The following is a 12,854-nucleotide window of genomic DNA, read 5'->3' as shown; positions in this document are numbered from 1 at the left end:
GGAAGAGAGACGATGAGCTACAACCCCTACGACGCGCTGCCGAAGGTTCCCGCGTTCACCCTCACCTCCGACGATGTCACCGACGGCGCGCCGCTGAACAACGAGCAGGTCAGCGGCGTGTTCGGGGCGGGCGGCAAGGACATATCGCCACAGCTGTCCTGGTCCGGATTCCCCGCCGAGACCAAGAGTTTCGCGGTCACCGTCTTCGATCCCGACGCGCCGACGGCATCGGGTTTCTGGCACTGGGCGGTCGCGGACATCCCGGCCTCGGTCACCTCGCTTGCCGCGGGCGCGGGCAGCGAGAACGAGGGTGAGGGCGCGTTGCCGTCCGGTGCGGTCACCGTCCGCAACGACGCGGGCTTCGCCGGTTACGTCGGCGCCGCGCCGCCCGCCGGACACGGTCCGCACCGCTACTTCGTCGTCGTGCACGCGGTGGACGTGGAAAGCCTCGGCATCGACGGTTCGGTCTCGCCCGCGCTGCTCGGCTTCAACCTGTTCTCCCACACGCTGGCCCGCGCTGTCCTGGTCGGCACCTACGAGCAGTGACAGGCACGCGGCAGTAGTCGACACGGCGGTGGCCCCGGGGGGAATCCTCGGGGCCACCGCTGTTTTCGTTCGACTCAGACGTTGATCACGGTTTCGGGCACCGGATCGGCGTAGAGCGAGACGATCTGCTCGGCGTACTTGGCCGCGATCGGGTTTCGCTTGAGCTTCATGGTCGGGGTCAGCTCGTCGCCGCCCGGCTCCCACGGCGCGCCGACCACGGTGAACCGCTTGATCTGCTCGACCCGCGAGAGCTTCTTGTTGCCCGCCACGACCGCGGCCAGCACCTCGTCGAGGATCTCCTTGCGGCCCGCGAGCGCGGCCAGATCGTCGGCGGGCGCGTCGAACTGCTTGGCGCGCAACGCCGCGGTGTCGGGGTCGAGCACGATCAGTGCCGAGATGTAGGGCCTGGCCTCGCCGATCGCCACCACCTGACCGATCAGCGAGGACGCCGCCTTGACCGCGTTCTCGATATTGGTCGGGGACACGTTCTTGCCCGACTCGTTGATGATCAGTTCCTTCTTGCGGTCCACGATGCGCACGTAGCCGTCGGCGTCGATGGTCGCGACGTCGCCGGTGAACAGCCACCCGTCGGCGTCGAGCGCCTCCTTGGTCTTGTCGGGCTGCTTGCGGTAGCCCGGCGTCACGATCGGGCCGCGCACCAGCAGTTCACCGTCCTCGGCCAGCCGGATCTCGAGCCCTTCGACGGCGCGTCCGACCGAACCCGGCCTCGGCTTGTCGAGTTCGGTGTAGGTCGCCACGCCGGTGGTCTCAGACATGCCCCACACTTCGCTCACCGTGAACCCGAGTCCGAGGAAATACTCCAGGGTTTCCGGCGGAATGGCCGCGGCGCCCGAGGACGCCACCCGCAGATTCTGCAGGCCGAGCGCCTGACGCAGTTTCGACAGCACGAGCGCGTCGGCGACCTTGTACCGCACGGCGAGTAACGGATTCGCGCCCTTGCCCGCCAGACCCGCGCGCGCCTTGGCGATTCCGGTCTCGATCGCCCAGGCCGCCAGCGCCTTCTTCACCGGGCTCGGTTCGGTGCCGAGCTTGCCGTCGATACCGGCCTTGATCTTCTGCCACACCCGTGGCACGCCGAAGAATATGGTGGGGCGCGCGTCCGGGAGCGCGGCCGCGATCTCGCGCGGATCGGGCACGGTGGTGATGAGAACGCCGGTCAGCAGGCTGATGGCGTGGCCGGAGATGCGGTCGGCCACATGGGCGGCGGGCAGATACGAGATGGCCCGGTCGTCGAAGCCCACCGCGAGCGGGCCTTTGACCAGCGCGATGATCTGCGCCAGCACATTGCGGTGGGTGATCTCGACGCCCTTGGACGGGCCAGTGGTGCCCGAGGTGTAGATGAGCGTCGCCAGATCGTCGGCGGTCACGGCCTTCCAACTGGCCTCGAAGTCGAAGTCGGGGGCGGGATTCGCCTCGACGTCGGCGAGCGCGACGGTGCCATCGGCCTTGCCGTCGACCAGCACGATGTGCTCGACCGCGACGTCGGCGGCCTTGATCGAATCCAGGAACGCCGATTCGGTGACCACGACCTTGTTCTCCGCGTTGGTGAACAGGTGGGTGATCTGGTCGGGGGAGCTGGTGTTGTAGATCGAGAACGGGACCGCGCCCAGGTGCAGCAGCGCCGCGTCGACGACATTGAATTCGGGCCGGTTGGTGAGCATGATCCCGACCGCGTCGCCGTGGCCGACCCCGAGTGCGGCGAAGCCCGCGGCCAACGCCTCGACCCGCTCGGCGTACTGCTTCCAGGTGATCTCCTGCGTGCCGCCGACGGTGCGCAGCGCCACCTGGTTCGGCCGCAGCTTGACGGTCTCCTGGAAGGCCGCGGGCACGGTATACACCGTGGCGCCGGACTCGTGCGCGAAACCTATCTCTGTTGTGCTCATCATCCCTGTCCCGAATTGTCTGTCGTGAACCCGCTCGATGCGCCCCGCAGTTCCGCTGCCGGGTCGGATCCGTGATCGCGACAGAATGTTGCTCTGTTTGTCTCATCGTCTCACGGATCGGCGCGTCATCGAGTGGCGCGGCTCACTTATCGTAGCCAGAGGTCGGTCCTCCGGGTGTCCGTTACTTCCTATTTGTCAGTTCCCGGGGCGTCGTCGCCGTCGAGGCGGATGATCCTGTCGATCTCGTCGGTATCGGGCATGGCCTCGGGGATGTCGCCGAAGGACTGGGTCGCCGCCATCGCCGCCGTTGCCCAGCGGAACGCCTCGCGATCGGCGGGGCGATCCCTCGTCACCAGGCGCTGGACCAACGCGGCCGTGAAAGCGGCTTGCGCACCGAGGGATTCGCGCAACTGCACGGCCGCGAACCGACGGATGTCGATGACGGTCTCGTCGGCGGCGCGCACCTCGCACTCGAAACCCTCCACGGTGCAGACTGTGTCGACGCCGAGTGCGAGCAGTTGTTTGGGAACGTCGGTGTCCTCGACCGCGCCGGATTCGGTGTCCGACCGGTGGGGCAGCAGCCCGCGTAACTCCTGACGGCTTCCGATCAAATAGTCGATGCGGCGGAAGTACTCGTAGAAATGCTGCGGCGTGTCGCTCGGCGGCGTCGGCTGCACCAGCAGCCACGGACCATCGGGCGCGGTGGGCACCGTGCGCAGGATCTGTTTGACGATCTCGGCGGGCTGCTCGAAAGTCAGGATCACCGCGTCGGATTCGACGATCGCGCGCCGCGCGGCGGGGGAGTTCAGGTCGTCGCGACCGATGTGCACGCTGTGCTCGGCGCCGATGATCGCGCCCGCGCCGCTGCCGGTGACGATCAACGCGGCCACCGGAGTCGGTTCGTTCGGCACGATCTTGACCAGCTCGACGTCGACGCCCTCCTTGCGCAGACAGCGCAGAATGCGCCGACCGGCGGGATCGTCGCCGACCGCCGTGATCAGGCGCACGTCGAAGCCGAGGCGGGCCGCCGCGACCGCCCGGTTCACGCCCTTGCCGCCGATGTGCTCGTGGAAGGTGCCGCGCGCCGGAGGGCCGCCCGCGGTGGGAATCAGATCGGTGTCGTAGTGGTGATCGATGCACGCCCTGCCGATGACGGTGATGACGCCGATGGCGTGCCGGGTCGAGGACCGGGCGGCATCGGCCGGATTCGGGAGTTCGGTGTCGCCGGCGAGCAGTGCGGCGAGCGCGGTGAAGGCGCGCCGCTCGGGGGTGGCGCGCAACGTGCGCACCGTAGGGGAGGGCGGAACCCTTGTCGCGCCGAGGATTTCGTGCAATTCCTGCCAGTGCTCGGTGAGGTATTCGCGGCGCGCGCCGAGATCGGAGGCGTAGAGGCGTTCGATGTCGACGCCGGGCGGCGGATCGTCGCGAAGCAAGCCCAATGCCAGTGCCGCGTCGGCGATCAGGCGATCGGTCGGCTCGAGGTGGCTCGCCATATCGCGCACCACCGACACCACCACCTGCCTGGGCTCGAGTCCCTCGCGATGAGCCCGCTCCCTGACCACGGGTAGGGTGAGCAACGGCGCGATGTCGACCTGGGTGGTGCGCAAACGGTCCGCGCCCGTGGCCAGTCCGCGATGTTTGCCCAATCGGGCCAAGGTGTTGCGCACGGCGACCATGACGGAATCCTGCGGCGCCATAGGCGGAATCCACCCCCGCACGGTCGTTGCCCATACGTTGTCCCGTCATGTCAACCATAGGTCGCGGCCAGGTGTTTAGCCAGCCGATTCCGGGATATTCCCGTGAGTGTCATGCCAATTGACACCATCGAGATGTCAAATGGCATGCGGGTAGTAGCGATTTCACGTTCGACCGGCGACACTGTAGTCAGGCGTCTGATCGCCCACCAGGAACTCGGGAGGGTCTGGTGATGAGAGTGATGCTCGTGGCGCGCGGTTTCCGCCGATACGGGATGGGCCTCACGGAGATCGTCAGCACCTTCGTCGTACCGACACGCGAACACGGTGTCGGAGCATGCTGAATTCCGCTCGAACAGTACTCCGCGGAGCTGCGCGAGCGCGTGATACCGGAGGATCCATGACCGTTTACGCCACCCCTTGGACGATGACCAGCGACAGATCACCCGAATACGCCTACCGGCGCGACGGATCGGGTGCGCGGGACTGGCGGTTGAGCTGGTTCGCCGACCGTCGCCTCACCCGCGAACAGGCCGTGGCCGGTTTGGAGCTCGACGAACTGGTCAGCAATCCGGATCTGGTCGCCGACGCCGTCGCCCACGCCGCGATCGCCGACCGCGCCGACGTCCTCGGCATCGACTGGCGGGACGCCGTCGTGCTGCTCGCGCGCGAAATGATCGCCCGATCGCAGGGGGAGCAGCGGGTTTCGCCGTCCGCGGGCGGACCCCTCGCGAGTCCGCGGCTGTCGGCCGCCGCGCGCGGACCCATGGCGGTCGGGGCGGTCGCGCACGTGTCCACCCGATGATGCCGGTGGAGTGCCGGGGTCGTTGACAAGATCCGAAACCGCATGTGGAGAAGGAATTCGGGGATCCGCGCGAGGATAGCCGGAAGAATTCGGGTGGCGCGGGCGCGGCGATGGCGAGACACTGGTATCGGGTGTCGGAGACACCCGCCAGTCAGGGAGGGTCTGGTTCACACGAATGGTCAACGCGATCGCAGCGATATCGATGCGGACACGCGCGATCGCGACGCACACGATCGGTTCGGAACACATATATCGAGGGGATGTTCGGCCCGGACATCCGTGATCGCGGGCGGCCACGGCGGGGATGCACCGCCGAGGCCGCCGCTCACGCACCCGCGGGGACGATTTCGGCGAAATCGTCAGCACCCAGGCATGCCGGCGCCATCACACGACGCGACTTCGTCGTGGCGGTCGACCGGAAAAGTCCGAGCGGCATCCGATGCCGCCCGAGCACGAAAGCAGCGATGACCGTTTATATCTCCGCATCGATGATGACCAGTGACATAACCCCGGAATGCGCGCGCCGCGAAGACGGCGCGGCGCGGTGGCGGCTGAGCTGGCTGCCGGACCGCGCGCTGACCCGCGACCAGGCGCGCGCGGGCATGGAGACCGACGAACTGCTCAGCGATCCGACCCGGGTCGACGACCCGATGCTGCACGCGGCGGTCGAGGCGGGCGCCGCGGCGTTGGGGCTGCCCGCCGAACAGGTGATCCTGGTGTTGTCCACCCGCATCCTGGCCCGCATGGCCGAGGAATTCGAGGTGACGCCGCGCGTGCGCGGCGGGCACGCCGGAGGTGACCGCGCGAGTCGGCGCGCGCATCTGCGTGTCATCGAACCGCCGAAGGTGTTCGGCTGACACGCGAGATCCGGGGGTGTCAGGTCCTGGTGGCGTGTTCGGCGCCGATCGCCTCGGCGATCGACCCGAAGCCCTGCGCGCGCAACCGCTGGGCGAGGCCGCGGTGGATGACGCGGGTCCAGAACGGGCCGCCGTAGATGAAGCCGGTGTAGCCCTGCAGCAGCGTCGCGCCCGCGAGGATCCGCTCGAACGCCTGCGCGGGAGTCTCGATGCCGCCCACCGAGATCAGCACCACCCGATCGCCGACCCGGCGGTACAGGCGGCGCAGCACCTCGAGTGAGCGGTCGGCCACCGGCGGGCCGGACAGTCCGCCCGCGCCGAGCGCGGCGACCTCGCGGGCGTCGGTGCGCAGGCCCGCGCGGCCGACGGTGGTGTTGGTGGCGACGATGCCCGCGAGGCCCAGTTCGACGGCGAGATCGGCGACCGCGTCGATGTCGTCGTCGGACAGGTCGGGCGCGATCTTGACCAGCACCGGCACCGAAACCTTGTCCAGTACCGCGCGCAGCACCGGGCGCAGCGATTCCACGGCCTGCAGATCGCGCAGTCCCGGCGTGTTCGGCGAGCTGACATTGACCACGACGAAATCGGCCAGCGGGCCGAGCAGCCCGGCGCTGGTCGCGTAATCGGCGGCGGCGTCGGCGGGTTCGACCACCTTGGTCTTGCCGATGTTCGCGCCGATGGGCACCGAACCGGCGCGGGCGTGCAACTGTTCGGCGGCGCGGGCCGCGCCGTGGTTGTTGAACCCCATGCGGTTGATCAGCGCTCGGTCGGCGGGCAGCCGGAACAGCCTCGGGGTCGGGTTGCCTGGCTGCGCCCGCGCCGTGACGGTGCCGATCTCCGCGAACCCCCAGCCGAGCGTGCCCCAGACGTCGACGCCGTCGGCGTTCTTGTCGAATCCGGCGGCCAAGCCGAGCGGTGCGGGGAAGTCGACGCCGAACGCGGTGTTGCGCAGGATCGGATCGTCGCTGACGAGCAACCGGGCCAGCAGCGCGCGCGTCGGCGCGAAACGCGCGGCCAGACGCATCGCCGCGAAGGCGAGGTGGTGGATCCGCTCCGGCGGGAACAGGAACATCAGGCGCAGCACCCATGCGTACATCGGCGGCGTCACATCCCCGGTTCCGGCTGGGGTAGCGCCGCCGATTTTCGTCTGCGCAACAGCACTCTGCGGCTGCCGTCGGTGTAGGCGCGCACCCGCGACAGCTCCCACCCGCCGAATTCGGCCTGGATGGCCAGACGCATCGAGGCGGTCACGCGGCTGACGTCCTTCGGTAGTCGCAGCGGCACATATTCGTAGTCGTCGTTGGTGGTCTCCCAGTTCGCCGGTAAAGCCCCGCGGGAGGTGTTCGGCGCCATCTACTGCCCTCTCTTCCGCTCGTCCGCGGCTATCCGCTGCAGACCGTCCCCGGTCGCGGAACCGACGAACAGGTCGCCTGACCGGTCGTCGACGGTCACCGAATCGGGTTGGCGCACGGTGGAGAAGCGACCCACTTCCTTCGGTATACCGGTCGACAGATCGAATCCGAGGACCTCGTTGCTCTGCGTGCACGTGACCCACACGGTTTCGGACCGTCGATCGTAGGCGAGTGCGTAAGGCGAAGATCCTACCGGGAATCGTTGACGCAACACGAGAGGTTCGGTCGTGTACACGAGCAGCTCCCCGCCCGCGGTGTCGGTGACCATGACCCGACCGTAGTGGTCGGCGATCATCCGCGCGGCGCCGTCGCCCGCGCGCAGAGCCAGGCCGAGGTGGTCGGAATCGGCGCCGATCTCGGTGACCGAGGTCTGGTGGCGGTCGAGTACGGCGATACGATCGGCGACCGGCGCGACCGCGTCGGCCGACACGAGTCCGGTCACGGTGCGGCGCACCTCGCCGGCGTCGGAGAGCGTGCGCACCGAGCCGTCGGCGGCGCCGACGATCATGGCGCCGTCCTCGCGGTAGCGCACGGCGACGGCGTCGCCCTCGACCGGGATCTCGGTGACGGCTCCCGAAGCGAGATCGACGCGCAGCACGCGCCCGCGCGCGGGCAACAGGACCTGGCCGGGTGCGCCCTGGGCCACCGCCGCGGCCGCCGCGGGCAGCACGACGGTCCTGCCCGGGGGGTTGTCGCCGCGCGCGGCGGGGTCGAGGATCGACAGAGTGGTTCCCGCGGTGTCAAGCACCGCGAGCTTGCCGCTACCGGATTCGACGACCAGGTCCGCGATCGGCCCGGAAGATGCGACCGAGCCGGAGGGATTCGCGGTGGGGACGGGCGCGGCGGCGGCCGTCGCGGGTTCGCGGGTGGGGATGTCGGGGCCGATGCCATCGGAGGAGCATCCGGCCAGCAATGCCAGCGCCGCCGCACCCGCGAGCGCGTGGGCGACCGAGCCGCGAGCGCGCATCCACCGACTCCTTCTACCGACGACGTGTATCCCCATCATCTGACCACGCCGATGCGACATCACGTCCGACCGGGGTCGCGGCGGCCCCGGAATGTCGGTGCCGCGGGCTACCTTAGAGTTGAAACAATGACCAACTCAGGGGAGATCCGGTTGAAAGCCGACCATCCAGCGGGTTTTGCCATAGACGACATTACCGTTGGTTCGTTCGCACACGGTTTCGGCCGCACCGCGAACGGGCGGCCCTTCGCCTTCCGTACCGTCGGATCCACCCTGGAGCTCGAGATCTACCGGGCCGATTCGGATTCCGACGTGCCGGGCCCCGAGGATGTGGTCGCCGTCGGGCGGGCGCGCGTCACCGATGTCGACCTCGACGACGAGCGCAGTGTCGTGGCGCTGGTGCGGGATATGATCCCCGACGCCGCGCCGGTCGAACCGGCCGCGGACCGGGACGTCACGACCGTGCGTGCCCTGCTGGGACGGATCGGCTCCGTCATCGATGGTAGGTAGGTAGTGATGCGCCCCACACGACCGTCCCGCGCGCTGGCCGCCCTACTCGGCGCCGCGGCCCTGCTCTCGGCCTGTGATTCGACACAGGACGAGTCGGCGGTGGACGCGGCGCGCTCACGGGCCAACGCCGCGCTGTCCACCTCCATCGCGGCATCCTCCAGCGCCGCGCACCGGCCGTTGCCCACCGCCGCCGAACTCGACGCGCAGATCAAACGCGCGCTCGACCCGGCCCTGCCCGACAGCGAACGCACCGCCCTCATCGAGGACGGCGCCGCGTTCACCGACGCCATCCCCGACATGTACCGGGCGTTGCAGGACAACCCGCACGCCGTCTACGGGGTCACCGACCCGGTGTTCGACAATCGCGACGGCACCCTCACCGCAACCATGCGCCTCGACAAGGACGGCACCGGAACGGCGGTACGCACCACCGTCGTCCACTTCGTGCTGATCGACGGAAAATGGAAGATCTCCCGCACCGACCTGTGCGGCATCCTGCGTTCGGCCGACTACCGCACCCCGGCCTGCGGATAGGAACGCGGCCGTGGTGAGCCTGCGGACACCGCCCCCGACCTCCTCGGACGGACCACGCCGCGTGCACACGGCGTCGCTGCGATGGGGTCGGTTCGTGCACCGCAACCGCTACGCGGTACTGATCGTGTTCGGCCTGATGGTGGCGCTGTCGGGCTGGTACGGGCGCGACCTCACCGGCAGGCTGACCCAGGAGGGCTGGTTCGACGAGAGCAGTGAATCGGTGGCCGCCTCCGAACTCGCCGACGCCACCTTCGGCCGCGACACCGACAGCGACCTGATCCTGCTCTACACCGCTCCCGATGGCGCCACCGTGGACGACCCGCCGGTCCGCGCCGCGGTCACGGGCGCGTTGGCGAGCCTGCGCGAACGCTTCCCCGACCGCGTCCTCAAGATCGACAGCTACTGGGACAGTCCCTTCGCCGCCGACGCCACCGACGCTTCGCGCACCCACGCGTTCGCGAGCGTCGGGCTGCGCGGCGAGGGCACCGCCACGGTCGAGAACTACGCGGCCATCGTCGACGATCTCGGGCTCGGCCCGCCCGGCTCGGGGCCGGGCGGCACCACCGTGCAGGCGGCGGGCCTGCAGCCGATCCTCGCCGGGCTGAACACCGGTATGCAGGACGACATCCACCGCGCCGAACTCATCGCGTTGCCGCTGGTCGCGCTGCTGCTGTACTTCGTCTTCGGCGGTGTGGTCGGTGCGCTGCTTCCGGTGCTGATCGGTGGCATGACGATCCTCGGCACGGCGGGCATCATGCGCGGACTCACCGACTTCATCGACGTGAACGTGTTCGCCAGTACGGTCATGACGCTGGTCAGCCTCGGATTGGCGATCGACTACGGGCTGTTCACCGTCACCAGGTTCCGTGAGGAAATCGCCGCGGGGCACAGCGTGGAGGAGGCGACCGCGCGCACCGTCGCCACCGCCGGGCGCACCGTCGTGTTCTCCGCGGCCATCATCGCGCTGAGTCTGGCCGCGCTGTTCATCTTCCCCAACGGCGTGCTGCGCTCGGTGCCCTACGGCGGCATCAGTTCGGTGCTGCTCGCGGCGCTGCTCTCGGTGACCGCCCTGCCCGCCGCGCTGAGCATCGCGGGTCGCGGCGTCGACTTCCTCGGGTGGAAACGGTTCTCCCGCACCAAGACCGAGGAACAGATCGACGCCGGATTCTTCTCCCGGCTGGCCCGGTGGTCGATGGCTCGGCCGCTGGCGGTCACGATCCCGATCGTGCTTGCCCTGCTGGCCTTGGCGATTCCGTTCCGGCACATCGAATTCGGCGGAATCAGTGAGAAGTATCTCGCCGCGGAGAATCCGGCCCGCGTCGCGCAGGAGCGATTCGACGAACTGTTCCCGAGTTTTCGCACCGAACCGCTGAAACTCGTTGTGGTCGGGGCGGATCCGCGGCAGCTCGGCGATATTCGGCACGAGGCCAACCAGATCCCCGGGCTCACCGGACGATTCGAGCCGAGTGCGCCGACCAAGGACGGCGTGAACGTGCTCAGCGCTGGGCTCAGGGACAAACGCGACGCCGACCGGGTGATCGCGGCCCTGCGCGACATCCCCGAACCGCCCGGTGTGCGCGTGATGGTCGCGGGCGTGCCCGCGTTGGAACGCGACAGCATCAACGGGTTGATCGCGGGTCTGCCGCTGCTCGTGGCGATGCTGGCGTTGGCTGCCGCGCTGCTCATGTACATCGCGTTCGGTTCGATCGTGCTCGCGCTCAAAGCGGTGGCGATGAGTGCGTTGAGCCTGGTCGCCACGCTGGGCATACTCACCTGGATCTTCGTGGAAGGCCACGGCGCCGACCTGTTCCACTTCACGCCGGGGCCGCTCATGTTCGCCGTGCTCGCGTTGATCGTGACCGTGGTGTTCGGTCTGTCCACCGACTACGAGGTGTTCCTGCTGTCGCGGGTGGCCGAGGCGCGGGCGAACGGAGCCGACCCGCCCGAGGCGATCCGTTACGGGGTCGCGCACACCGGCGGGGTGATCACTTCGGCGGCCGCGATCCTCATCGTGGTGACGGGCGCGTTCGGCTTCTCCGATCTGGTGCTGATGAAGTACATCGCCTACGGCATGATCGCCGCGCTCGTTCTCGACGCGACCGTCATTCGCATGCTGCTGACTCCTGCGGTGCTGAAGCTGATCTGGCGTTGACCGATCCGATCTCGAAGGGAAACACTGTGACAGTCGTGCGGGGTGCTGCCCTGGTGCTGATGTTCGTCCTCGAACTGGGGGTGATCGTCGGCGCTGCCGTCTGGGGGTTCACCCTGCCCGCCGCTGTCGCGGTGCGTGTGGTCGCCGGGGTCGTCGCGCCCGCGGTGTTCATCATGATGTGGGCGCTGTTCGGGGCGGCACGTGATGCGCGGTTTCCGGTGCGTGGGGTGTGGCGAGTTCTGTTGGAGGTGATCTGGTTCGGGGGTGGCGCGCTCGCGTGGGCGGTCGCGGTGTCGACGGTGTCGGGGGTGGTGTTCTTCGTGCTGTGGGTGGTGGACGCGCTTGTGCGTTGGCTTGTGGGCGGTGAGGTGTCGGAGGTGGTGGGTGGGCCCGGTGGAAATGTGGTCAGCGGCGGACCGGGAGGACCAACTGCGCGCCGGTCACCGGGTGGTCGAGCACCTCGACCGGGTGGCGGTAGACGCGGGTGAGAAGGTCGGTGGTGAGGACTTCGCGCGGCGGTCCGTCGGCGGCGATCCGGCCCTCGTCCAGTACCGCCACGCGGTCGGCATAGGCGGCGGCGATGCCGAGGTCGTGCAGTACGACGACGACGGCGGCGCCCGCGGCGGCCCGTGCGGTCGCCAAGGTGAGGACCGATTCCTGATGGCCCAGGTCCAGTGCCGCCGTCGGTTCGTCGAGCAGCAGCGTGGTGGTGTCCTGGGCGAGCACCCTGGCCAGCGCCACCCGCGCGCGTTCGCCGCCGGACAGCGTGGGGAAGGGGCGGGCCGCGAGGTGGCGCACATCCGCCGCCGTGAGCGCCGCGTCGACAGCCTCTTCATCGCGGTCGGCGCGTGTGGTTCGTGCCCACGGCGCCCGGCCCATCGCGACCACCTCGCGCGCGGTGAACGGGAATCCGACGGTGTGACTCTGCGGCAGCACCGCACGGCGGCGCGCCATATCCAGCGGTGTCCAGTGTGTGAGCGGTGCGCCGTCGAGTTCGATCGACCCCTCGGACGGGGTGAGTTCGCCCGCCAGCGCCGCCAGCAGTGTCGACTTGCCCGCGCCATTGGGCCCGACCAGCGCCACCACCTGTCCCGCGACCACCTCGAAATCCACGGCGTCGAGCACCCGCCGTCCGCGCGTCTTCGACGGGCCGTGCCGCTCGAGGCCGAGTCCGCGCGAACACAAGGTCACCGCGCCGGGTTGCGGGGCCGTCGGCAGTTCGTGGACGCGGCCGAGCGCGGCGTCGAGTCCGCGCGGCAATCTCGTCACGCCCGCCTCCGCGTCGCCGCGCGCCGCTGCGGCAGCGGATCAGGGTGTGGCCGCCAAGGCGCTCGTTCGCGGGGTACCACCGCGCCACAGCCGAGCCGCCGCCGTAGCCGGTGGGAGTACTGCGTCCGCGTCGCGGGTTTGTCCGGTGCGGTCGCGTCACGGACTTGCCGCCGCGCAGGCACAGGAGGGTGTCGCCTTCGCCTCGTC

The 12,854-nt window shown here is 69.2% G+C and carries 13 protein-coding genes; 7 read left to right on the top strand and 6 right to left on the bottom strand.

The window, feature by feature from the left end:
- Positions 1-12: 12 nt before the first annotated feature.
- Positions 13-546 (top strand): YbhB/YbcL family Raf kinase inhibitor-like protein, encoded by a 534-nt coding sequence (locus IT779_RS24975; RefSeq protein ID WP_196151843.1) that lies wholly within the window; start codon positions 13-15, stop codon positions 544-546.
- A gap of 74 nt (positions 547-620) precedes the next feature.
- Here IT779_RS24975 and IT779_RS24970 read toward each other — a convergent pair whose 3' ends face one another.
- Together IT779_RS24970 and IT779_RS24965 are read right to left on the bottom strand one after the other, a co-directional pair.
- Positions 621-2,453 carry an AMP-dependent synthetase/ligase gene (locus IT779_RS24970; protein ID WP_408637792.1) on the bottom strand — a complete coding sequence of 611 codons (1,833 nt, stop codon included), beginning with the start codon at positions 2,451-2,453 and terminating at the stop codon, positions 621-623.
- 185 nt (positions 2,454-2,638) lie between these two features.
- Positions 2,639-4,147 carry a PfkB family carbohydrate kinase gene (locus IT779_RS24965; protein ID WP_196151841.1) on the bottom strand — a complete coding sequence of 503 codons (1,509 nt, stop codon included), beginning with the start codon at positions 4,145-4,147 and terminating at the stop codon, positions 2,639-2,641.
- Between the two features lie 397 nt (positions 4,148-4,544).
- Here IT779_RS24965 and IT779_RS24960 point away from each other — a divergent pair, with 397 nt between their 5' ends.
- Together IT779_RS24960 and IT779_RS24955 are read left to right on the top strand one after the other, a co-directional pair.
- Complete coding sequence (locus IT779_RS24960; protein WP_196151840.1) at positions 4,545-4,949, top strand: hypothetical protein; 405 nt, start codon at positions 4,545-4,547, stop codon at positions 4,947-4,949.
- Positions 4,950-5,413: 464 nt separating this feature from the next.
- Positions 5,414-5,806, top strand: a complete 393-nt coding sequence (locus tag IT779_RS24955) for a hypothetical protein (protein WP_196151839.1) — start codon at positions 5,414-5,416, stop codon at positions 5,804-5,806.
- Between the two features lie 19 nt (positions 5,807-5,825).
- Here the strand turns inward: IT779_RS24955 and IT779_RS24950 are convergent, their stop codons facing one another.
- Genes IT779_RS24950 through IT779_RS24940 form a run of 3 tightly spaced genes read right to left on the bottom strand, consistent with a single transcriptional unit; the run spans position 5,826 to position 8,185 of the window.
- A complete protein-coding gene (locus IT779_RS24950) occupies positions 5,826-6,902 on the bottom strand; it encodes a quinone-dependent dihydroorotate dehydrogenase (RefSeq protein ID WP_196151976.1) in 1,077 nt (358 codons plus the stop codon).
- Positions 6,903-6,910: 8 nt separating this feature from the next.
- Entirely contained in the window at positions 6,911-7,159 is a 249-nt protein-coding gene (locus tag IT779_RS24945; protein ID WP_196151838.1) for a DUF5703 family protein, read from the bottom strand.
- Positions 7,160-8,185, bottom strand: a complete 1,026-nt coding sequence (locus IT779_RS24940) for a YncE family protein (protein WP_196151837.1) — start codon at positions 8,183-8,185, stop codon at positions 7,160-7,162.
- Between the two features lie 126 nt (positions 8,186-8,311).
- On the opposite strand from IT779_RS24940, the gene IT779_RS24935 reads away from it, so the two are divergent.
- From IT779_RS24935 to IT779_RS24920, 4 genes are read left to right on the top strand one after another with little or no spacing between them, the layout of a single operon-like run.
- Complete coding sequence (locus IT779_RS24935) at positions 8,312-8,692, top strand: hypothetical protein (RefSeq protein ID WP_196151836.1); 381 nt, start codon at positions 8,312-8,314, stop codon at positions 8,690-8,692.
- Positions 8,693-8,698: 6 nt separating this feature from the next.
- The gene (locus IT779_RS24930) at positions 8,699-9,226 is read left to right on the top strand and encodes a hypothetical protein (protein WP_196151835.1); all 528 of its coding nucleotides are present in this window, start codon (positions 8,699-8,701) and stop codon (positions 9,224-9,226) included.
- 19 nt (positions 9,227-9,245) lie between these two features.
- Complete coding sequence (locus IT779_RS24925) at positions 9,246-11,378, top strand: MMPL family transporter (RefSeq protein WP_198428921.1); 2,133 nt, start codon at positions 9,246-9,248, stop codon at positions 11,376-11,378.
- 26 nt (positions 11,379-11,404) lie between these two features.
- Positions 11,405-11,866, top strand: a complete 462-nt coding sequence (locus IT779_RS24920) for a YrdB family protein (protein ID WP_196151833.1) — start codon at positions 11,405-11,407, stop codon at positions 11,864-11,866.
- Here the strand turns inward: IT779_RS24920 and IT779_RS24915 are convergent.
- Entirely contained in the window at positions 11,784-12,647 is an 864-nt protein-coding gene (locus IT779_RS24915) for a heme ABC transporter ATP-binding protein (protein ID WP_196151832.1), read from the bottom strand. The two genes, IT779_RS24920 and IT779_RS24915, sit on opposite strands and share 83 nt — an antisense overlap.
- Positions 12,648-12,854 lie beyond the last annotated feature (207 nt).

The sequence above is a fragment of the Nocardia bovistercoris genome (assembly GCF_015674855.1).
Classification (GTDB): Bacteria; Actinomycetota; Actinomycetes; order Mycobacteriales; family Mycobacteriaceae; genus Nocardia; species Nocardia bovistercoris.
This window is presented reverse-complemented; position numbering and strand designations above follow the sequence as displayed.